The organism is Massilia cavernae (assembly GCF_003590855.1).
Lineage (GTDB): Bacteria > Pseudomonadota > Gammaproteobacteria > Burkholderiales > Burkholderiaceae_D > Telluria_A > Telluria_A cavernae.
The window spans coordinates 1-21,618 of record NZ_QYUP01000195.1; the positions used below are offsets into that span (position 1 = coordinate 1).

The 21,618-nt window shown below is 61.6% G+C and carries 14 protein-coding genes and 3 pseudogenes; 12 read left to right on the forward strand and 5 right to left on the reverse strand.

Translation table 11 applies throughout. The annotated features are described in order from the left end of the window. Nucleotides 1–40 precede the first annotated feature (40 nt). From D3872_RS27185 to D3872_RS24290, 6 genes are all read left to right on the forward strand, one after another. A complete protein-coding gene (locus D3872_RS27185) occupies nt 41–391 on the forward strand; it encodes a sulfatase-like hydrolase/transferase (protein WP_119813169.1) in 351 nt (116 codons plus the stop codon). After that, nucleotides 327–1,244, forward strand: coding sequence for a sulfatase-like hydrolase/transferase (locus tag D3872_RS24270; RefSeq protein WP_182915925.1), 918 nt, complete (start codon nt 327–329; stop codon nt 1,242–1,244). The genes D3872_RS27185 and D3872_RS24270 overlap by 65 nt, the downstream gene beginning before the upstream one ends. 112 nt (nt 1,245–1,356) lie before the next feature. After that, nucleotides 1,357–3,372 carry an alkyl/aryl-sulfatase gene (locus D3872_RS24275; protein ID WP_119813171.1) on the forward strand — a complete coding sequence of 672 codons (2,016 nt, stop codon included), beginning with the start codon at nt 1,357–1,359 and terminating at the stop codon, nt 3,370–3,372. A gap of 228 nt (nt 3,373–3,600) precedes the next feature. Continuing rightward, entirely contained in the window at nt 3,601–4,926 is a 1,326-nt protein-coding gene (locus tag D3872_RS24280; RefSeq protein ID WP_119813172.1) for an MFS transporter, read from the forward strand. A 495-nt stretch (nt 4,927–5,421) separates the two neighbouring features. Next, nucleotides 5,422–6,861 (forward strand): DUF1254 domain-containing protein, encoded by a 1,440-nt coding sequence (locus D3872_RS24285; protein WP_119813173.1) that lies wholly within the window; start codon nt 5,422–5,424, stop codon nt 6,859–6,861. Nucleotides 6,862–6,911: 50 nt separating this feature from the next. Next, entirely contained in the window at nt 6,912–8,369 is a 1,458-nt protein-coding gene (locus D3872_RS24290; RefSeq protein WP_220477002.1) for a DUF1254 domain-containing protein, read from the forward strand. Between the two features lie 110 nt (nt 8,370–8,479). On the opposite strand, the gene D3872_RS24295 is transcribed toward D3872_RS24290, so the two are convergent. Then, a complete protein-coding gene (locus tag D3872_RS24295; protein WP_147373997.1) occupies nt 8,480–9,643 on the reverse strand; it encodes a porin in 1,164 nt (387 codons plus the stop codon). Nucleotides 9,644–10,030: 387 nt separating this feature from the next. Between D3872_RS24295 and D3872_RS24300 the strand changes: the two genes are divergently transcribed. From D3872_RS24300 to D3872_RS24325, 6 genes and pseudogenes are all read left to right on the forward strand, one after another. Next, on the forward strand, nt 10,031–11,491 hold the full coding sequence (locus D3872_RS24300; protein WP_119813176.1) for an NAD-dependent succinate-semialdehyde dehydrogenase: 1,461 nt from the start codon (nt 10,031–10,033) through the stop codon (nt 11,489–11,491). 15 nt (nt 11,492–11,506) lie between these two features. Next, nucleotides 11,507–12,661, forward strand: coding sequence for an iron-containing alcohol dehydrogenase (locus D3872_RS24305; protein WP_119813177.1), 1,155 nt, complete (start codon nt 11,507–11,509; stop codon nt 12,659–12,661). 17 nt (nt 12,662–12,678) lie between these two features. Further along, nucleotides 12,679–13,142, forward strand: a pseudogene (locus tag D3872_RS24310) (acyl-CoA thioesterase). Nucleotides 13,143–13,565: 423 nt separating this feature from the next. Continuing rightward, nucleotides 13,566–13,670 (forward strand): annotated as a pseudogene (locus tag D3872_RS27590) (hypothetical protein); the annotation flags it as partial. Between the two features lie 24 nt (nt 13,671–13,694). After that, entirely contained in the window at nt 13,695–14,588 is an 894-nt protein-coding gene (locus tag D3872_RS24315; RefSeq protein WP_229459511.1) for a DUF1214 domain-containing protein, read from the forward strand. 1,532 nt (nt 14,589–16,120) lie between these two features. After that, nucleotides 16,121–16,828, forward strand: coding sequence for a lipase secretion chaperone (locus tag D3872_RS24325; RefSeq protein ID WP_182915926.1), 708 nt, complete (start codon nt 16,121–16,123; stop codon nt 16,826–16,828). On the opposite strand, the gene D3872_RS24330 is transcribed toward D3872_RS24325, so the two are convergent. From D3872_RS24330 to D3872_RS24345, 4 genes and pseudogenes are all read right to left on the reverse strand, one after another. Then, nucleotides 16,825–17,538 (reverse strand): NAD(P)H-dependent oxidoreductase, encoded by a 714-nt coding sequence (locus D3872_RS24330; RefSeq protein ID WP_119813190.1) that lies wholly within the window; start codon nt 17,536–17,538, stop codon nt 16,825–16,827. The two genes, D3872_RS24325 and D3872_RS24330, sit on opposite strands and share 4 nt — an antisense overlap. 29 nt (nt 17,539–17,567) lie before the next feature. Next, nucleotides 17,568–18,335, reverse strand: coding sequence for an enoyl-CoA hydratase/isomerase family protein (locus D3872_RS24335; protein ID WP_119813180.1), 768 nt, complete (start codon nt 18,333–18,335; stop codon nt 17,568–17,570). Between the two features lie 20 nt (nt 18,336–18,355). Then, on the reverse strand, nt 18,356–20,152 hold the full coding sequence (locus D3872_RS24340; RefSeq protein ID WP_119813181.1) for an acyl-CoA dehydrogenase: 1,797 nt from the start codon (nt 20,150–20,152) through the stop codon (nt 18,356–18,358). Nucleotides 20,153–20,161: 9 nt separating this feature from the next. Beyond that, nucleotides 20,162–21,303: pseudogene (locus D3872_RS24345) on the reverse strand (acyl-CoA dehydrogenase family protein). Between the last annotated feature and the right edge of the window lie 315 nt (nt 21,304–21,618).

Genomic DNA, 21,618 nt, shown 5'->3' on the forward strand with positions numbered 1-21,618 from the left:
GCCGAAGGACTGCGCCTGACTAACATGACATGGAACCGCAATGCACGCCCAGCCGCTTTCCATGCTGACCGGGCGCCACGCCATTCGTTCCGGAACGTATTCCGTGCCCTACGGCGGCATGGCCGAGGGCCTGACGCAATGGGAAGTGACGATGGCCGAGTCGCTGTCGGATGCAGGGTATGCGACGGCGCTGTATGGCAAATGGCATCTCGGCAGCGAAAACGGCCGCCTGCCGAACGACCAGGGCTTCGACGAATGGTATGGCATCCCGCGCACCAACGCACGAGGTGTTGTACGCGACTACGCCCGCCTATTCGCCGCAGATCATGCCGGTGCAATCGATCCTGGAAGGACGCAAGGGCGAGAAGAGCCGCGAGGTAAGGGCCTATGACCTTGGCCAACGCCGGCTGATGGACGGCGACCTCACGCGGCGCTCGATCGCATTCATGGAACGGCAGGTGAAGGCGAAAAAGCCGTTCTTTGCCCTGGCCTCGCTGACGCAACCGCATATGCCGACGCTGCCCAATCCCAGGTTCGCCGGCAAGACCGGCCACGGCGACTGGGCCGACATGCTGGCCGAAATGGACGGCAACGTCGGACAGATGCTCGATGCCGTGGATCGGCTGGGGATTCGCGACAACACGATTGTGATCTTTGCCAGCGATAACGGCGCGGAATTCATCAAGCCATGGGACGGTTGGTCCGGTCCATGGCGCGGCAGCTATTTCACCGCATGGGAAGGCGGCATCCGCGTGCCATTCATGATTCGTTGGCCAGGCACGATTCCGGCCGCACGCGTGTCCGATGAGATCGTGCACGGGGCCGACCTGTTCCCGACGCTGGCAAGGGTCACCGGCGCCAGGCTCCCGGACGACCGCCCCATCGACGGTGTGGACCAGTCACGCTTTTTCATGGGCAAGGCCGACAAATCGGCGCGCGAAGGAGTCGTGATTTGGGTTGATAACCGCTTGCAGGCAGTGAAGTGGCGAAACTACAAGCTGCACTTCTATCAACAGGACACGATGGTCTCGCCCGCCGCCAGGCTATCCGTACCGCTCGTGGTGGACTTGTACATGAATCCACAAGAAGACGAGAACAAGCGTGACATGGCCGCCGGCTGGGCGACGCGGCCCATGCTCAAGATGATTGGCGCCTTCGAAGCCAGCGTAAAAAAATATCCATTGATTCCGATGGGGACGCCCGATCCATACCAACCGGCTCCACAACCTGCCACGAAGCCCTGATGCCCCTCCCCGAAGGAGGGGGGCATATGCAAAGGGACGCGCATATCTTCATGGTGCGATGGCCGCAAAACGCGGTTCAGATCATCAAGTCCCTATCAAGAAAGATATATCAATGACACGAGACTCCATTCGCGCCGGTGCTACCTCGCCCGCGCTAAAGTCCATCCTGACAATGGCATCGCTTGTCATTTTCGGGGCCAACGCCTTGGCTGACAATGTCCCTGCACTGCAAATGCAAGCCAAACCGGCCAGCGCCTCCACCGCTGCGCGCAATGCCGCCGTCTTGCAGCAGCTGCCATTCGCCGACCGCGAAGACTACGAATCGGTCAAGCGAGGCTTGATCGCGCCGTACACGGAGGAGATCAAGGCTGCCGATGGCCGGCTGGTGTGGGATATGCAGGCGTACCACTTCCTCCTGGCCGACAAGAGCCCGGATACGGTGAATCCGAGCCTGTGGCGCCAGGCGCAGCTCAATGCCAACGCTGGCCTGTTCCAGGTCACTGACCGCATCTACCAGTTACGCGGATTCGACCTGGCGAACATGACCATCATCGAAGGCAACAAGGGCTTGATCGTCATCGATCCTTTGATGACAATGGAAACCGCGCGCGCGGCGCTCGAACTCTATTACCGACATCGGCCTAAAAAGCCGGTGGTCGCGGTAATCTACTCGCACAGCCACATCGACCATTTCGGCGGGGTGCGCGGCGTGGTGGACGAAGCCGACGTCAAGGCCGGCAAGGTCAAGATCTACGCGCCAGCCGGCTTCATGGCGGAAGCAGTCAGCGAGAATGTGTTTGCGGGCACCGCCATGCTGCGCCGCGGTCAGTACCAGGGCGGTTCCCTGCTCCCACGCGGCGAACATGGCCAGGTGGACACCGGCATCGGCAAGGGCACACCACTAGGCGGAACCGTCACCCTGATCGCGCCGACCGTGCTGCTGGCCAGGCATCATGAAACGCACCGCATCGACGGTGTCGATATCGAGTTCCAGCTGACGCCCGGTACCGAAGCGCCGGCGGAAATGAACCTGTACCTGCCGCAGCTCAAGGCCTTGTGCATGGCCGAGAACGCCACCCACACCATGCACAATATCCTGACGCCCCGCGGCGCGCTGGTGCGCGACGCCAAGGCTTGGGGAAAGTACATCGACGACAGCCTGGTGCGCTACGGCGACAAGGCGGAGGTGCTGTTCGCGCAGCACAACTGGCCGACCTGGGGCGGCGAACGCATCCGTACGATGCTGGCCGACCAGCGCGACATGTACACCTTCTTGAACGACCGCACGCTGCATCTGCTGAACCAGGGGCTCACGCCGATGGAAATCGCCGAGGCGATGCAGAAGCTGCCGGGCGGCCTGGAAAACAAGTGGAGTACGCGCGGCTACTACGGAACGCTCAGCCACAATTCGCGCGCGGTGTACCAGCGCTACCTGGGCTTTTATGACGCGAATCCGGCCAACCTCAATCCCTTGTCACCGGTCGAAGCCGGCAAACATTATGTGGAAGCATTGGGCGGCGCGGCCAAGATACTCCAACTGATGCGTACTGCGATGGACAAGGGCGACTACCGCTGGGCCGCGCAACTGGGCAATCACCTGGTGTTCGCGGAAGCCGAGAACAAGGAAGCCCGCGCAGCACAAGCCGACGCGCTGGAGCAGTTGGGCTACCAGGCCGAGAGCTCGTTGTGGCGCAACATCTATCTCAGCGGCGCGGCAGAACTGCGTAACGGCGTGCAGGCACAGAAAGGCATGCGCAGCACTGTCGACCTGGTCAAAGCCCTGGAGCCGGGCATGTTCTTCGACTTCATGGCCGTGCGCCTGGATGCGGACAAGGCGGTCGGACACGACATGACGCTCAACTGGGTGTTTTCGGACTTGAAGAAGCCGTTCGCGCTGACCTTGCGCAATGGCGTGCTGACCTATCGCGAGGGCAGCAAGCATGCAAGGGCAGACGCAACGGTAACCATGACTAAGGCCACGCTCGATCGCATCAACCTGCGCCAGGTCGACTTGCCGGCTGCAATCAAGCAAGGCGAAATCAAAATTGAGGGCAAGGGCCAGAAACTGGGCGAGCTGATGGGCATGCTTGCCACCTTCAGTCCGTCCTTCAATATTGTCACTCCGTAGACTTCTCCGCCTCCCTCCCCGCCCCGCACTTCCGCGTCCGACCACGCAGCCCCTCCCGCAAGGAGGGGGGGCACCGGGAGCGGCCACATGTATCGTTCATTCACACTTCCGAGGTCCTTTTTTCGACCTGCAGGAAGCTTGCCGCCTGAAGCCGCGCCCCATCCGGATCAGCGCGCCAGAAGACCATAACAACAAGAAGAATATTTTTTCCAACTCAGGAGGAGCAACATGAGTCAAATCGACCAGGTCTTGCCGGCGGCGCGTGCCCCAACAACAGCAGCAGAGAGCGTCTATCGCAAGGTGATCTGGCGGCTGATGCCCTATCTGCTGCTCGCCTGTGCGATCAATGCCATCGATCGCATGAATATTTCCTTCGCCAAGCTGCGGATGGCCGAGGACATCGCCTTGACCGACGCCGCTTTCGGTCTTGGCGCCGGCATCTTCTATCTCGGCTACATCCTGTTCGAGGTACCAAGCAACCTGTACATGCAACGTGTCGGTGCGCGTGCCACGCTGACGCGAATTATGATGTTGTGGGGCACGGTCACGGTGGCGACCGCATTCGTCACGACGCCGAATCAACTGATCGTTGCCCGCTTTTTCCTCGGCATGGCCGAGGCAGGATTTTTCCCCGGCGTGATCCTGTACCTGACCTACTGGTTTCCCGCTGCGATGCGTGGCCGCACCACCGCTGCGTTCGTGATGGCAGGGGTCGTCGCCGGCATCGTCAGCGGTCCGCTGGCGGGCTGGATCATGACCCATTTCCAGGGCTGGATGGGACTGCGCGGCTGGCAGGTGCTGTTCGTATTCGAAGGCATCCCTGCCGTCCTGCTCGGCATTTTCGGCTGGTTCTGGCTCACCGATAAGCCGGCACAGGCTGCCTGGCTGAACGACTCGGAAAAGGAAACCATCGCTGCGGCACTGGCGGCGGAGTCGGGCACGGGCGCTGCACACCTCGGTTTTGGTGAAGTGCTGCGCGATCCGCGGCTGTATATCGCCGGCCTTGTGTGCTTTTGCGTCTACAGCGGCATGAACACAGCGTCCTACTGGATGCCGACGCTGCTGCGCAGCTTCGGCCTGGAAAGCCTGAAAACCATCGGCATGGTGGCCAGCCTGCCCTACGTCGGCGCCCTGCTCGGCATGTACCTGCTCGGTCGCAGCTCCGACAAGCGCAAGGAGCGCCGCTGGCATCTTGCGCTGACCCTCATGACGGGCGCGACCTGTTTCTTCCTGCTCAGCTTTGCACAAGGCAATGTGCCGCTGTCGATATTCCTGCTCTGTCTCGGCACTGCAGGCTCCCTGTGCGGCATTTCGCTGTTCTGGACCATTCCTCCCGCCCTGCTCAGTCCTGCCAAGGCGGCGGCCGGCATCGCTGTGATCAGCAGTATCGGCAACCTCGCTGCAGCGCTCAGCCAGTTCATGGTCGGCGCGATCAAATCGGCAACGGGAAGTCTGTACCTGGCCTTCGATGTGATCGCCGTCGTACTGGTCATCGGCGCGGTGGTATTGCTGGTCGCGATTCCGGCGGCGCATTTGCGCGAGCACGGGCATTGACAATCAGGATTGGCGTACCAGAGCCGACTCGCCAACAAAAAATGTAAGGGCGTCGCCAAAGAAACCCGTCCAGATCCTGCAGTGGACGTGCGAGGCAGGTTCGAATCGGGCCTACTCAATCAACTCTTGCTAGCGCGCCCACGTCATTGCATCAGGGCGCCTGGCGAGGGGTGATAGCTAGCCCTGTTGTCTCGACAATCACCCTCCCGCCGGCCCCGCTCCCGCCTGCGGCAGAGCGGAGCACATCGGCCGAGCAGATTTGTGGGTAATCCCCAGTCTTTTGGGGCATGATCGTGCGCGACCGTTCTAGTATTGCACAACGACTTAAGAAAAGAGCGTCAACGGGCGGGGTCCCACACAACGGGCAGGTTTTTCACCACCGAAGAAGTGCAGACCGGCTCGCCCTCGAATGGAAACAGTCCAAAGCCCAATAGTTTTTCAGTCGCAATTGGCCTAATTTTTCACCAACCATTGAAATCGGAAGAGCCGTGTACCATGAGTCACAATAACCGCCCTCGTCTCGCCATATGTACCGTAGCGCTTGCCTTGTGCGCGCTATCCCAGCCCATCACGGCGCAGACAGGTGCAGCGCCGCAACGCTTCACTGCCGAACAGCTAGCCGAGCGCGCCGTCCAGCGCCGCGCGGTCGAAGCGGTGATCTGGGGTATGCCGGCGGTCAACTTCGAACGGATGGTCGATGGACTGGTCCATGCCAAGGGCGAGTGGAACCAGGTCGTCTATTGGTCCCGCTTGCCGGACTGGAAGAACCAGACCCTGACGCCGAATCCGGATGTGATCTACCTGATGCCGTTCTACGACACCCGCAACGGCCCGGTGGTACTCGAGATCCCGCCGGCCGAGGGCGGTTCGATCACCGGCAGTGTGGACGAAGGCTGGCAGACCGCCATCGAGGACGTCGGTCCGGCCGGCGTGGACAAGGGCAAGGGCGGCAAGTACCTGATCCTGCCGCCGGGCTACAAGGACAAAGTGCCGGACGGCTACATCCCCATGCCCTCGTCCACCTATGCCGGTTTCGCCCTCCTCCGCTCCAACATCGGCAGCGGCAGCGATGCCGACATCGCCAAGGCGGCAGTCTATGGCAGGAAGGTGCGCATCTATCCGCTGGCGCAAGCCGCCATCCCTCCCGCGACCCGGTTCGTCGATGCGATTGATACGGTGTACGACAGCACCATTCCGTACGACCTGCGCTTCTTCGAGAAGCTGCATCGCTTCGTCCAGCGCGAGCCGTGGATCGAGCGCGACCGGGCAATGATCGATGCGCTGAAATCGATCGGCATCGAGAAAGGCAAGCCCTTCGCTCCCGACCGGAAGACGCAGGCAATCTTGCAGGACGCCGTCGCCGAAGCCAGGGCCTGGCTCGACACGACCTACGAGGCCGGCTATGTGCCCTACTTCAGCGGCAGCCGCTGGGGAATCCCGGTCTCGCCGGACGTTCTTGATGGCATGCGCAGCAATTTCGGCAAACCCGACAGCTATCCGGTCAGCGGTCGCGGCGTCCTGTACACGTTCGGGTTCTTCAGTGCCAGGCACGGCGGACGCGGACAGGCGTACCTCGCGACCATCAAGGACAAGGCCGGACAAGCGCTCGATGGCGGAAGCACCTACCGCCTCACCGTGCCGCCCAACGCGCCGGTGCGGCTCTACTGGTCGGCCACTGCCTACGACCGCGCCACGCACGCGCTGATCCGCGACCAGAAGTGGTCCAGCCGCGCTTCCACGTCGCAGGGCTTGCAAAAGAACGCCGATGGCTCGGTGGACGTCTTCTTCGGGCCGAAAGCGCCGCAAGGCAAGGAGATGAACTGGGTGCCGACTCAAGCCGGCGGCCGGTTCGAAGTGCTGTTCCGCTTTTACGGGCCGGAGAAGCCGCTGTTCGACAAGACTTGGCAGTTACCGGACATCGAGAAGTTGCAGTAATTCCACGTACGACCACATTGGTGTAAGGTTTTTTCAAGCACGGAGCAACTATGTTGATAGTCAAAAGAAGTGCCGCCGCAACCGCCGCCGTCCTCTTTGCCATGACCGGCTCGCCCGTGTTCGCACGGGATGAAGTGCTACCTTTCGGAAAAGTGCCGATGGAGGGCAAGCTGCCCGCGCGCAAAGCCATTCCCGCCCTGTTCGCTGAACTCGATTTTCAGCAAGCCACGCAGGCGTATCTCTGGGCGCTGCCGCTGGTGTCCTATGCGCAGATGCAGAACGAGACTTACGGCACACTCGGCGCGAAACGCAACGACCTGGTGCTCTACACGACGTGGAAAGACAAGCTGGGCATTCTGACGGCAAATGCGACCACGCCCTATATTATCGGCTTTGCGGAGCTGGACAAGTCCGGTCCGCTCGTCATCGACCTGCCGGCGGGGGCAACTGCCGGCAGTGTCACGGACTTCTGGCAGCGTTCGGTGGTGGGACTCGGCCAGACTGGTCCCGACAAGGGCAAGGGCGGCAAGTACCTCATCCTTCCTCCCGGAGCCGAGGCGCCGGCCGACACGAATGGCTACTACGTCGCCCAGTCCGCGACCAACAACGTGCTGATGGGTTTTCGCGTGCTGGACCCGGCCCCGGAAAATGGTAAGGCCATCATCGGCGCGATCAAGGTCTACCCCTACAGCCAGCGCGACAACGCTTCGCCGGTACGCCTGCTGACCGCGGGAGGCAAGGATTGGTCCGGCACGCAGCCCGATGGCATGGCCTACTGGCAGCGCCTGCATGACATCATCCAGCGCGAGCCGGTCGAAGAGCGCGACCGCTTCTACATGGCCATGCTCGCCAACTTGGGGATTGAAAAAGGCAAGCCGTTCAATCCCGACGAGCGGCAGCGCAAGGCCTTGCAGCAAGGCGCGGCCGGAGGCAAGTTGCTGGCGCAGGCCAACACCTTGGCCAAGCGCTTCCCCAACGTCAGGCATTGGCCGGACCGCCATTGGGAGTATGCGTTGTTCATCAAAGACCCTTCGCAGCGCGTGGAGAATTTCGATCAGCTTTGGGAACGCGCCGCATGGTTCTACGAAGCGGTCGGCAACAGCAAGGGCATGGTTTCATCCACGCCCGGACTCGGGCAAGCCTACCTGGGTGCGTATACCGACAAGAATGATGCATGGCTCGATGGCGGCAAGAATTACCGGCTGCATATAGCGGCCAATCCGCCGGCCAGGCAGTTCTGGTCACTCACGCTGTATGACACCGACACGCGCCGCTTTGTCGAAAATTCGATGCAGAAGTCCGATGTGTCCAGCCGCGAGAAGCTGCGGAAAAATAGCGATGGCTCGGTCGACCTCTATTTCGGCCCCACTGCACCGGCAGGGAAGGAAAGCAATTGGGTACAGACCGAGCCGGGAAAACACTGGTTTGCTTACCTGCGTCTCTATGCGCCCACAGAAGCGTATTTCGAAAAGAGCTGGAAAATGGATGACATCGAGGCTTTGCATTGAGGTGCTTCGGCAGTACGTCAGCGTTAAGACACCTGGGGCAAAGCGATCGGGCGCAGCGGCGGCTCGCCAGCGGAGCATGTATGCCGATGTGACGGCACGGGGATGCATATTCAAAACAAATGCGTGATGCCGATGGAAATGCCGTCCTGCGTCACACCCAAGCCCTCCGCAGCGTTTGCCTTGCGCGCAAAATTGGCGCCGTTGCTCCAGTTGTTGCGATCGATCTCGGCATACAGGCTGGTTCGCTTGGATAGTGCATAGCGGGCCACAAGAAAACCGGCGTCGACCTTTTCCTTGCCGTCGGGACGGAACACCGGCAGCGCCACCGTGGACAGTTTCACCTGGTAATACGCGCCGGCCAGCGAGAACGCCGGCGAGAAGTTATAGGTCACGCCTGTCCATCTGCCTTTGATCGTCGTGTCGCCACCGATCGTGTCGGCCTTGTGTACCGCGTAGCCGACGGCGAGCCGCCACGGGCCGCGGTTGTAGGCGCCGCCAAAACTGTAATCGGTCTTATCGGCATCCCGTGCAATGCCCGGGTAGTTCGGGAATGCCGGCGGATTCGGGGGGATGGCGGCGCCGGCCTTCTGTTTCGTATACGTAGCGCCGATCAGGAACGGCCCCTTCGTGTAGTTGACGCCGATCCCGACTGCGCTGCCCGTCGTATCGCTGCCCGGCGCCTCGCCGAATGCGTATTCGGCGCGCAGCGTCAAGCCGCCGAACACGCCGGTGTATTGGATGTCGTTATCGAAGCGCGCGCAAGCGCCGGCCGTAATGGGCCGGCAACCCGGCGTCGTGCCGCCGGGCGCCAGAAAAACGGTGGGATTGACGGCGGGCAACTTGGCGCTCAGCGCCTCGTAGGGTGCCATGGTCCTGTACCCGGCGCTGTATTGGTGGCCGATGTCGACCATGCCCCAGGGGCCGCCGAGGCCCACGGTCGCGTTACGGTTGAACAAGCGGCCGGCGGCATTGTCCAGCGAGCCGGTATCAGGTACGAATCCCGCTACAAGATTGAAGCGTGCATTCCATCCACCACCCAGGTCTTCCACACCCCTGAAGCCGAGATGGTTGATGTAGTCATAACCAGTCACCATGGCCGTGGCGGATCCGACCGGGGTGCCGAGGTCGGGCGGCGCGACCACATTGGTCTGATGGCGCACGGCGAGATCGACGCTGCCATAAACAGAAATGGTCGTTTGGGCGCCAGCGGTACCGGCAAGCGTTCCGAGAACGGCAACTACAGAAATCGATCTTTTCATTTTTCTGTCTTTCAAGAATCTTTCGTCAGTTGCTCAAGCGGGCGCGGGCGACGGCTTACGGCGGCATCAGGCAGAAAGCCGGACGGTCGAGCCGGTCACGCTGTATCGTCAACTTGCTCACAAAAACTCGACTATATCGTAGTCGTGAAAGATCTCTGGACTACGGACAACGGCTATTTGACGCCGCCCCTGAAGATCAAGCGCAACGTTATCGAAGAGCGCTATCTGCCCAGGGCGCAGGAATGGTCCAAGCTGGCACAGGCGGTCCTCGTGGCGATTGACTAGAAGGCTCGCAAGTGCGCGAAAGCTGCCTTTGCAAGTCCCCCCGCTTTTGGGGAGGGGCATGGCGATGCTCTCGCGGTCTAGTCTCTCTTTCTACCAAAGAATTACAGGGACAGACATATGACAGACACCATTAAACTGGCAGACCCCGGTCTGCTGAAGAATCGCGCTCTTATCGACGGTGCATGGGTGGCGGCGGACAACGAAGCGACTTTCGCCGTGACCGATCCGGCCACCGGCGAAGTGCTGGCCCATGTCGCATCGCTCGGCGTGGCCGAAACGCGGCGCGCGATCGCCGCTGCGGAAAGCGCGCAGCGCCAATGGCAGGCCAAATCGGGTAAGGAGCGCGCCCATATCCTGCATGCCTGGTACAACGCGATCCTCGCCAACCTCGAAGACCTTGCGGTCCTGATGACGCGCGAGCAAGGCAAGCCGCTCGTGGAGTCGCGCGGCGAAATCCAGTACGCTGCGGCCTTCGTCGAATGGTTTGCCGAAGAAGCCAAGCGTATTACCGGCGACGTATCGCAGCATCCGCAAGCCGACAAACGCATCCTGGTGCTGAAGCAGGCCGTCGGCGTGTGCGTCGCCATCACGCCCTGGAATTTCCCGGCCGCGATGATCACCCGCAAGGTGGCGCCGGCACTGGCTGCCGGCTGCTCCATCATGGTCAAGCCGGCTTCGCAAACGCCCTTGTCGGCATTGGCATTGGCAACGCTCGCGGAACGTGCCGGCATGCCGCGTGGCTTGATCCAGGTCCTCACCGGCAACGCGCGCGTGATCGGTGGCGAGCTGACTGCAAGCCCGCTCGTCCGCAAGCTCTCGTTTACCGGCTCGACCGAGATCGGCCGCACCCTGATGGCACAATCGGCGACCACCATCAAGCGCCTGTCGCTGGAACTGGGTGGCAATGCGCCCTTCATCGTGTTCGACGACGCCGACCTTCACGCGGCCGTGGAAGGGGCTATCGCGGCCAAGTTCCGCAACAGCGGCCAGACCTGCGTATGCGCCAATCGCATCCTGGTACAGGACGGCATTTACGACGCCTTCGTCGACGCCTTCGCTGCCCGCGTCAGCAAACTGCACGTGGGTAATGGCCTCGACCCGCTGACCGAACAAGGGCCGTTGATCGACGCAGCCGCTGTGGCCAAGGTGGAAGAGCTGCTCGCCGATGCCGAGATGCGCGGCGCGCGCGTGGCCACCGGGGGCAAGCCGCATGCGCTTGGCGGCACTTTCTACCAACCGACCGTGCTGGCCGATGCCACCTCGCACATGCGCGTGGCCCATGAAGAGATCTTCGGCCCGGTTGCCCCCGTGTTCCGCTTCCGCGACGAAGCCGAAGCCATTGCCCTGGCCAACGACACCGAGTTCGGCTTGGCGGCATACGTGTACACGCGCGACCTCGGCCGCTCCTGGCGTGTCTCCGAGGCCCTGGAATACGGCATGGTCGGCCTCAATACCGGCCTGATCTCGAATGAAGTCGCGCCGTTTGGCGGAATCAAGCAATCGGGCATCGGACGCGAAGGCTCACGCTACGGCATCGATGAGTATCTCGAGCTTAAATACATTTGCACGCAGCTGTAATTGGGAGCAGGCCTCATGAATGCATTCGAATTCAGTACGGTCCCCGCGCTGATCACCGAATATGGCGCCGCGCGCCGCTTGGGCGCCCTCTTGCGCGAACGCTTTGCGCAGGAAAGCCTGTGCCTGGTCACGGATCGCTTTCTGCGCACCAGCGGCTTGATCGCGCCGGCGCTCGCCAGCCTGCATAAAACAGGTTGGAAGGTGACCATCATCGACGACGTGGTGGCCGATCCTCCGGAAGAGGTCGTGCTGGCTGCAGCAGAACGCGCAATGGCTTGCGGGGCAGAACTGATCGTCGGCTTCGGCGGCGGTTCGTCGATGGATGTGGCGAAACTGATCGCAGCGCTGCTCGGTTCGCATCAACCGCTCAAGTCGATGTATGGCGTCGGCAACGTCAGCGGCCCCCGCCTGCCGCTGGTGCAGGTCCCCACTACCGCCGGCACCGGCTCCGAGGTCACGCCGATTTCGATCGTCACCACCGGTGCGGCCACCAAGGCCGGCGTCGTGTCCCCCAGGCTGTATGCGGACTTGACGGTACTCGATGCCGAGCTGACGGTCGGCTTGCCGCCACATGTGACTGCCGCCACCGGCATCGACGCCATCGTGCATGCGATCGAGGCCTATACCTCCAGGCACAAGAAAAACCCCTTGTCGGACATGCTGGCGCGCGAGGCGCTGCGCCTGCTCTCGACCAACCTGCTGCCAACCTTCCGCAATGGCGCCGACCGCAAGGCGCGCGAAGCAATGCTGCTGGGCGCGATGCTGGCCGGCCAGGCCTTTGCCAATGCGCCGGTCGCCGCCGTGCATGCGCTCGCCTATCCGATCGGCGGCATCTTCCATGTGCCGCATGGCTTGTCGAATTCGCTGGTGCTGCCGCATGTGCTGCGCTTCAACGCGCCGGCGGCAGCCGGGCTTTATGGCGAACTGGCCGGGATAATGGCGCCCCATTGCAGCGGCAGCGACGAGGCGCGCTGCCATGCACTAATCGATATGCTCGAAGGATTGGCGGCAGCCACCGGCATCGAGCGCCGCCTGTGCGAGGTCGGCATCGCCGAAGCTGATTTGCCTCGCCTGGCGGCCGATGCGATGTTGCAGACGCGGCTACTGATCAACAACCCGCTCGAAGTGAGCGAGGCGGATGCCTTCGCAATTTACCAGGCCGCGTACTAAGACGAAAGGATCGAATAATGCGCGCAGAACCGCACCAACGCAGCGACTACAAGCACATGCACGCCATCACGACGCGCTGGATGGACAACGACGTGTATGGCCACGTCAACAACGTCGTGTACTACAGCTGGTTCGACACAGCGGTCAATCAATTCCTGATCGCCAACGGCATGCTGCATGTCGAAGGAAGCCCGTCATCGGGCTGGTGGTCGAAACGCAATGCAGCTATTTCTCGCCAGTCGCCTTCCCTGATCGCATCGAGGCCGGCCTGCGCGTGACGACGCTGGGGCAATCGAGCGTGCGCTATGAAGTCGCGATCTTCCGCGAAGGCGAGGAACGCGCCAGCGCGCAAGGACACTTCATCCATGTTTACGTGGATCGCGCGGCGCGCAGGCCATGCACGCTTCCGGACCAGCTGCGGGCCCTGCTTCAAACAATCGCCGTGGACACGAACTGTGGGAAGAAATATGCTGACAGCTAAAACAGGAAGTACCGCAATTTTCGCCGCCATCCTCCTTGCGATGACAGGCTCACCCGTGTTCGCCCGCGAAGATGCCAGCCCTTTCGGCAAAGTGCCGATGGAGGGCGATCTGCCTGCGCGCAGCGCCATTCCCACGTTGTTTGACGAACTGGATTTTCAGCAGGCGACGCAGGCCTACCTGTGGGCGATACCTCTCGTGTCCTTTGCACAGTGGCAAAAAGAGACCTACGAGAAGTTTGGCGCGAAACCGAACGACCTGGTGATCTACACGACCTGGAAAGACAAGCTGGGCATCCTGACAGCCAATGCGACAACGCCCTATATCATCGGCTTTGCGGAACTGGACAAGTCCGGCCCGCTCGTCGTCGAATTGCCGGCGGGGCCACTGCGGGCAGTGTCACCGACTTCTGGCAGCGATCGGTCGTGGCGCTTGGCCAGAGTGGACCCGACAAAGGCGCTGGCGGCAAGTACCTGGTCATCCCGCCCGGCAGCGAGCCGCCGGCCGACACCAGGGGTTACTACCTTGCGCACGCCACGACCAATAATGTGCTGATGGGTTTTCGCGTGCTGGAACCGGACCCGGAAAAAGGCAAGGCCATTATCGGCAAGGTCAAGGTCTATCCCTACATCCAGCGCACCAAAGCTGCCCCGGTACGCCTCCTGACTCCTGGCGGCAAGGACTGGTCCGGAACCCAACCCGACGGCATGGCCTACTGGCAGCGCCTGCACGAGATCATCCAACGCGAGCCGGTCGACGAGCGCGACCGCTTTTACATGGCCATGCTGGGCAACCTGGGGCTTGAAAAAGGCAAGCCGTTCAATCCCGACGAGCGGCAGCGCAAGGCCCTGGAGCGAGGTGCCACCGCCGGCAAGTTGCTGGCGCAGTCCAATACCTTCGCCAAGCGCTTTTCCAATGTAAGGCATTGGCCAGACCGCCATTGGGAGTATGCGCTTTTCATCAAAGACCCTTCACAGCGCCTGGAAAGCCTGGATCAGCTGTGGGAGCGAAGCGCATGGTTCTATGAGGCGGTCGGCAACAGCAAGGGGATGGTGTCATCCATGCCCGGACTCGGGCAAGCCTATCTGGGGGCTTACACCGACAAGCAAGATGCATGGCTCGATGGCGGCAAGAATTACCGGCTCCGTATCGCGGGCAATCCACCGGCCAGGCAATTCTGGTCACTCACGCTATATGACACCGACACGCGCCGCTTTGTCGAAAACTCGATGCAGAAGTCCGATGTATCCAGCCGCGAGACCCTGCAGAAAAATAGCGATGGTTCGGTCGACCTCTATTTCGGCCCCACTGCACCGGCTGGGAAGGAAAACAATTGGGTACAGACCGTGCCGGGAAAACATTGGTTTGCTTACCTGCGTCTCTATGCGCCCACAGAAGCGTATTTCGACAAGAGCTGGAAGATGGATGACATCGAGGCTTTGCATTGAGGTGCTTCGGCATTCATCCCAGCACGAAGCGTGCAACTCCGCAAATGTAGTACATCAAGACAGCAGCGCCTCCCTCCCAACACTTAATTTGACCGCCCCTCCCATTCGGGAGGGGCGTGCTCGCACTCGGCCGGCTTACTGTATTTACCAGAGATCGACGACGAGCAATCCCGAGAAGCACCACGCCGCAAGTGCACGACGAACATACTTGACCACCACAGCATCACACACATAAGCGTTGCATCAAACGGCAGGGGAAGCCGAATACATAAAAGGTGCGTAATCCCACGGCTAGCTTTATGCAAGCCGCATACGCGCCATCACATCAAAAATGAGGAGACTTATGAAACGCATTCCAATTGGGGGACTTGTGAGGAAAATTACAAAGTTCTTTCAGCCAACCACCGCGTCGCCTCGGCTGGCGCTTCGCCGAAGCGGCGCGCGGCATTCCTTCGCGCTAGTCGCTGCGCTTGCACTTTCCACTACAGGCGCTCTCTACGTGCCGTCGGCCGACGCCGCCAACGGGCCGTTCAACACCACATACAGCGGCCGAACTTCGGGGGATACATGCAACACCACGCGGCAGATCGTCTACTACACACCGTCTACTGGCACAGCGCCCTTCCCGCTGCTCACATGGAGCCACGGCACAGGGGGGACTATACCGACGCCGCGACCCACGAGTACCTGCAGTACATGGCGGACGCGGGCTTCGTTGCAGCGTCAATCCAGTACGACAACGACACTGACGTCTCTGGGGCGGAGTTGGTGCAAAAGGCCAGATGCATCTTTGATGCCGCGAACCCGAACTCCGCCATCAATAAACTCGATGCGCTGGCTGTGGTCGATGTCTCCAAGGGTATCTTCGCGTCTGGGCTCAGCCAGGGATCCTTGATGGCGCACCTTTCTCGGGACTTTCATTCTCAAGTGCGCGGCGCTTGGCTCAGCGGAACGGGGGACACGGGCTCTTTGCCGTGCACCTCACGGAGCTCCACTACACGAATACGGCTCTCGAGAACATCCGAGCCACGAATGGTCAGCAAGACGCGGTTTTCGGTCCAGGCTACTGCCCTGGGAATTTGGCGGCCGGCAACGCCCAGCAATTGAAGCACGCGACAGGTGTGGGTTATGGCAGCGCATGCTCTGTGGCGACCTCGCATCCCAACAATACGGCCAACAAGTCTTGGTACGTCGTCCCTGGGTATATGCATACGACCGATTTCGGATTCTGGAACAAGCATGGTCAGTGCTCAGACCCGTGGAGCCGCTGCGCCGTCAAGGACTGGTCGAAGACGCTCGTGACTCCCTGATCGCGGCCGCATTGCACCGGTGGGAAATGGGGACATTCCCCATTTCCCACCCTTGCGCAATGATCTCAATGCTCGTGTCCCGACGTTGATAGGCATCCTTCACCCGGGAAGCCCATGGTTTCTCGGGCGGCATTACACCAGCCTGAATCTGGCGTAGGATTTTTCAGGACAGAAAAAAGAATTGCAACCGATTGTAAATCGAGACCGATAACCGGCAAGAGGATGATGAAACTCAAGACAGCGCATGTAGCAGGTGGAATGGCCGCCGTGGTGGCCGCCATATTTGTTGGCGTGGCGTGGTTCGCGCACGAAGACGAGGCGCCAGCCGCCAAGGTGGTGGAGGAAGAGAACCTGTTTGCCTTTGTGCGCCCGATGGACGGCATGCAACCCGAGGCCTGGCCCAAGCCGGACGCAGCCGGGACGGTCGAGGTCCAGGCGCTGGTGATCAATACTGATCTGCGACAACTATTCGACCATTTCCTGGCGGAGCAAGGAGAAAAGAGCTTGAATGAGGTGCGGGCCGAAGCGGAACGCGAAATCGAGCACCGCCTGCAACCCGGCCCGGCCGCTGAAGCCAAGCACCTGCTGGGGCGCTACCTGGATTACCAGCGCGCTCTGGAAAACGCGGACAAGGAAGCGCTACCAGCGGACGGCACGATGGCAACCCTGCATGCGCAGGCGGAAGCGATGCGGTATAGGCGGGCCCGGTTTCTCAGCGCCCAGGAAGTGCAAGGCTTGTTTGGTCCATATGACCCCTTGGGGCCGCATGCCTTGGCGAAGCTGGAACTCTATCAGGATCCCGCCTTGAGCAACGAGCAGAAGGCGGAAAAGATCGCGGCGTTGGACGCTCACTTGCAGACGGCCCGGGCAACTGGGCCTGGGCAGAACCTTCGGGCGGACGCCGGTAACAAGGTATCTTGGCGACGCTAAGCCGTTGCCGCCGGCTTCGGATGAAGCATGGCATCGAAGTCGTCCATCGATGGGAAGGACATAGGCTGGAGCGCATCGATTTCGCGCAGGCGCTTGCGATACTGATCCATGATTTCCGTACGCTGCTCGGGCTTGATGTAGGGCACGTGCCAGGCAACGAAGGGCGGCAGTACCGACAAGCCGGCATAGCCCAGCGTGCCGCGCACGATCGGCCGCAGCATGTCTTCCAGCGGGCCATGAACGCCGCCTTCGGTCAGCATGTGCGGCTGGCCGCCGATGGTCACGGCCAGCATGGCTTTCTTGCCGCGCAGGCCGCCACGATCGTAGAAGCGCATGCCGCCGTAGCACAGGCCCGAGATCAGCACGCGGTCGAACCAGCCCTTCAGGATGGCGGGCGCCGAGAACCAGTAGATCGGGAAATTGAAAATGACCAGGTCGGCCCACTGCAGCTTTTCCAGCTCGGCCATGATGTCCGGCGCCAGCGTATTGGCCTGGTAGGCGCTGCGCTGCTCCAGCGCATACACCAGATGGTCGGGATTGGCGCGGCTGCCGAAATCGCTGGCGTCGGCGACCGCCTTCCACTGCATGGCATAGAGGTCGGAGACCTTGACCTCATGGCCCTGATCCTGGAATTCCTCCACCGCCACGTTCTTCATCGATGCGTTGAATGACTGCGGTTCGTGATGGGCGTGAACGATCAATACTTTCATTTTCATATCTCTTCCTGGTTAATCCTGCATCACTTCTTGCGCGAGGCCGCAAGCTGGGCCTGCAGCGCGTCGATGCGTTGATGGTTGTCCTCGGAACCGATATAGGTGCGGAACAACCATTCCTGCACACGCATCGCGCCATCGAGATCCTGGTTCAGCACCTGGTTCGACAGGCGTTTGGTTTCGGCGAGGCACATGCGGTCGTAGGTCGCCATCTGCCGGGCGATCTCGCCGACCGATGCCAGCAGTTCGCCTTCCGGGAACACCTTGCTGACATAGCCCATGCGTTCGGCTTCCTCGGCGCCGTAGATGCGGCCGGTAAGCGCGACTTCCTTGGCGCGGCCAAGTCCGATGATGCGCCACAGCGGATCCATGATGGGCGTCAGCGACAGCACGATTTCGCGCTGGCCGAACTTGGCGCGCGTCGAGGCATAACGGATGTCGCACATCAGCGTCAGGTCGAAGCCGCCGGCGATGGCGGCGCCGCCGACAGCGGCGATCACCGGCTGCGGGCAGAACATGATGGCGCGGTAGGCGCGATGGAAGAGCGCCGTGTAGGCTTCGTTCGACACCTTTTCCAATTTGCGGATCTCATTGAGATCGAAGCCGGCGGAAAAATACTTCTCGCCGCCGGTGAGAACGATCACGTTCACGTCCTGGCGTTCGCCAAGGGCGGTAAACGCCGCCGTGACTTCCTCCAGCACGTCAGGCGCCAGCGCGTTGCCTTTGTCGGGGCGGTTGATGGTGATGGTCGCGACCTTGTCGGCAACGTCGAGCAGCAGATAGCGGTATTCCATATAAGACTCCGGATAGAAATTCAGAACCAGGCATCCTGCATCGTCAGCGGGGTATCTTCGACACCGGCGAGCAGGTCGAACTGGGGCAAGGTTGCCGGCAGCTCCCAGTTGCAGTAGTAGCGCGCCGCGTGCAGCTTGCCTTGATAGAAGGCACGGTCGCCCTGCTTAGCGTTCACCAGGCCGCGCTGCGCCGCAAGCGCCTGCTTGAGCCAGATCCAGGCGGCAAGGATGCGGCCGAAGGCGTCCAGGTAGATCGTCGCATTGGCAAGCGCCCGGTCGGGATCGCTGGACTGCAGCCGCACCAGTTGCGCGGTGACCTTGCCGAGCCGTGCCAGCGGGGTGTCGAAACCATCGGCCAGCGTCGCCAGTTCGGGAATGTTGCGCGCCTCTTCCAGCGTCGCATCGGCCGCGGCGCGGAACAGCTCGTACGCCGCGCCGGATTGCATCACAACCTTGCGTCCGAGCAGGTCGATGCCGTGGATAGCTTCTGCCCCTTCGTGGATAGGGTTCAGGCGCTGGTCGCGATAAAGCTGCTCCTGCGGATATTCGCGGATGTAGCCGGACCCGCCCAGGATCTGGATCGCCATGTCGTTGGAGGCACAGCCGTACTTCGACGACCAGGACTTGACCATCGGTGTGAGCAGGTCGAGTAGGAGACCGGCGTTGCGCCGCTCCGTTTCGTCCGGATGCGTATGCTGGTCCTCGAACAGCGACGACGCGTACAGGCACATCGCCAGCGCCCCTTCGGCGTAGGCCTTCTGTGCGAGCAGCATGCGCCGCACATCGGCATGCTGGATCAGCCTGACTTGCGGCGACAGCGGGTCCTTGCAAGAAGGCAGGCGCCCCTGAGGACGCTCGCGCGCATACTCCAGCGTCATCAAATAGGCACGGTAGGCAATGGCAGCCGCGCACAAGCCGATCCCGATGCGCGCCTCGTTCATCATCTGAAACATGTGCGCAAGACCCTTGCCCGCGTCGCCGACCAGTGTGCCAACCGCGCCGCCACGCTCGCCGAACGAGAGCACGGTCGAGGTCGCATTGCGCCATCCCATCTTGTGCAACAGGCCGGCCAGTGTGACGTCGTTGCGTGCACCGATGCTGCCATCCTCATTGACCAGGTATTTAGGCACCAGGAACAGGGAGATGCCCTTGACCCCGGCCGGTGCGCCCTTGATGCGCGCGAGCACCATGTGCACGATGTTGTCGGCAAGGTCGTGGTCACCACCGGAAATGAACATCTTCTGCCCGAACAGGCGGTAGGTGCCGTCCGGCTGCAATTCCGCGCGCGTGGTGATGTCGCCCAGTGCCGAACCCTGCCCCGGTTCGGTCAAGGCCATCGTGCCCGAGAAGCGGCCGTCGCCCATCGGCGCCAGGAAGCGCGCCTTCTGTTCCGGCGTGCCGAAACTGCGCAACAGGTTGGCGGAACCGATGCTGAGGAAGGAATACGTGCTGGTCGCGACGTTGGCGGACTTGAAGTAGGTGATGGCGCTGCGCAGCACCACTTCCGGCATCTGCAGTCCACCTTCGGCCTCGTCCCAATGCGCGGAAAGGAATCCTGCTTGTGCGAATGCATCCCAGGCCGCCTTGGTTTCCGGCACCAGGTGCACGCGCTCGCCGTCGAAATGCGGTTCGTTCGCGTCGCCCTTTGCCAGATGGGGCGCAAACAGTTCTTCCGCAATGTGGCGCGCGGTTTCCAGCGTTGCATCGAAGGTTTCGCGCGCATGCTCGGCGTAGCGCGGCCGCTTGAGCAGCGCTTCGGTATCGAGGAATTCGTACAGCAGGAATTGCAGGTCGCGGTCGTTGAGCAGAGTGGTCATGGTCGAATATTACAAATTGCGCGAAATGATCAGTTTCTGGATATGGCTGGTGCCTTCGTAAATCTTGGTCACACGCACATCGCGGTAATAGCGCTCGACCGCGAAGTCGTTGACGTAGCCGTAGCCGCCGTGGACTTGCAAGGCATCCGAGCACACTTCTTCCGCCATTTCGCTGGCAAACAGTTTCGCCATCGACGCTTCCTTACCGCAGGGAATACCGGCTTCGCACAGGCGCGCCGCATGGATCATGAACTGGCGTGCCACATCGACCTTGGTCGCCATGTCGGCGAGGTCGAAGGCTACGCCCTGCAACTTGATGATCGGCGCGCCGTAGGCTTCGCGTTCTTTCGCGTATCGCACCGCGGCTTCCAAAGCAGCGCGCGCAGTACCGATGGCCACTGCGGCAATGGCCACCCGCCCTCGGACAAGCCGCTCATGATCTTCTTGTAGCCGCTGCCCTCGTCGCCGACCAGGTTCTCCACCGGCACGCGGAAGTCGTCGAGCTGGATCGCGGCGACATGCGCCGAACGCTGGCCCAGCTTGTGTTCAACACGCGTCACCTTGTAACCCGGTTCGCCCGGATCGATGATGAACATGCTGGCGCCGTTCTTTCCCGCGGCCTTGTCGGTAACCGACAGCGCGATGCCCACGCCGGCGTGGTTGCCGTTGGAGATGAACTGCTTGCTGCCATTCAAAACATAATGCGAGCCGTCGCGCCGCGCGGTGGTGCGGAAGGCGGCGGTATCCGAACCGGCATGCGGCTCGCTCAGCAGGAAGGCGCCGATCTTTTCACCGGAAGCCAGTGCCGGCAGGTACTTGCGCTTCTGCGCCTCGGTACCGTCCTTGGCGATGGCGAAGCCGGCGGAGTTGTGCACGTGGATGAGGGTGGCAAATCCGGTATCGGCAGCGGCAAATTCTTCGATGGCGAGGCAATACTCGACGAAGCTCGCACCGGCGCCGCCATACTCCTCCGGAATCAGCATGCCGAGGAAGCCGAGTTCGGCCACGGCATTCAATTCGTCACGCGGCCATTCGCCGGTGCGGTCTCGTTCGGCGGCCGTGGGGGCCACCACTTCCATCGCCACTTTGCGGGCGGAATCACGAATCATGACTTCCTGTTCGCTCAGGAAGGCTGCTGTTGTATCACTCATTGTTTCCTCTTAAATCGGGCTGCATGCTAGGGGACTCATGGCCTCAAGCATGGCGGTTCCCTGCGCGAGCCTACGCCCCTCCCTTTGGGGGGGCGGCGGCGAATCGATCAGGTAAGGAGTGAGCGGATTGGCGACAAGCCGCCGCGCAGGGAGCTCATACATGGTGAGCGACCAGAACGCGGCGGGCGGTGTGTCATGACGCGATGCGCAGCCTATGGCGATCGCCAGGCCCATTGAGCCGCTGGTGGCGATCGGTGTCGTCAGCTGGCTGGAAAATGAAACGATGGAGCGGCGGCCGGCGAAAGACATATCGCC

Excerpts from the sequence above, each read along its gene's own strand:
- D3872_RS27185 (WP_119813169.1), top strand. The coding sequence starts at position 41 with ATGCACGCCCAGCCGCTTTCCATGCTGACCGGGCGCCACGCCATTCGT.
- D3872_RS24270 (WP_182915925.1), top strand. The coding sequence starts at position 327 with ATGCCGGTGCAATCGATCCTGGAAGGACGCAAGGGCGAGAAGAGCCGC.
- D3872_RS24275 (WP_119813171.1), top strand. The coding sequence starts at position 1,357 with ATGACACGAGACTCCATTCGCGCCGGTGCTACCTCGCCCGCGCTAAAG.
- D3872_RS24280 (WP_119813172.1), top strand. The coding sequence starts at position 3,601 with ATGAGTCAAATCGACCAGGTCTTGCCGGCGGCGCGTGCCCCAACAACA.
- D3872_RS24285 (WP_119813173.1), top strand. The coding sequence starts at position 5,422 with ATGAGTCACAATAACCGCCCTCGTCTCGCCATATGTACCGTAGCGCTT.
- D3872_RS24290 (WP_220477002.1), top strand. The coding sequence starts at position 6,912 with ATGTTGATAGTCAAAAGAAGTGCCGCCGCAACCGCCGCCGTCCTCTTT.
- D3872_RS24300 (WP_119813176.1), top strand. The coding sequence starts at position 10,031 with ATGACAGACACCATTAAACTGGCAGACCCCGGTCTGCTGAAGAATCGC.
- D3872_RS24305 (WP_119813177.1), top strand. The coding sequence starts at position 11,507 with ATGAATGCATTCGAATTCAGTACGGTCCCCGCGCTGATCACCGAATAT.
- D3872_RS24315 (WP_229459511.1), top strand. The coding sequence starts at position 13,695 with ATGGGTTTTCGCGTGCTGGAACCGGACCCGGAAAAAGGCAAGGCCATT.
- D3872_RS24325 (WP_182915926.1), top strand. The coding sequence starts at position 16,121 with ATGATGAAACTCAAGACAGCGCATGTAGCAGGTGGAATGGCCGCCGTG.
- D3872_RS24330 (WP_119813190.1), bottom strand. The coding sequence starts at position 17,538 with ATGAAAGTATTGATCGTTCACGCCCATCACGAACCGCAGTCATTCAAC.
- D3872_RS24335 (WP_119813180.1), bottom strand. The coding sequence starts at position 18,335 with ATGGAATACCGCTATCTGCTGCTCGACGTTGCCGACAAGGTCGCGACC.
- D3872_RS24340 (WP_119813181.1), bottom strand. The coding sequence starts at position 20,152 with ATGACCACTCTGCTCAACGACCGCGACCTGCAATTCCTGCTGTACGAA.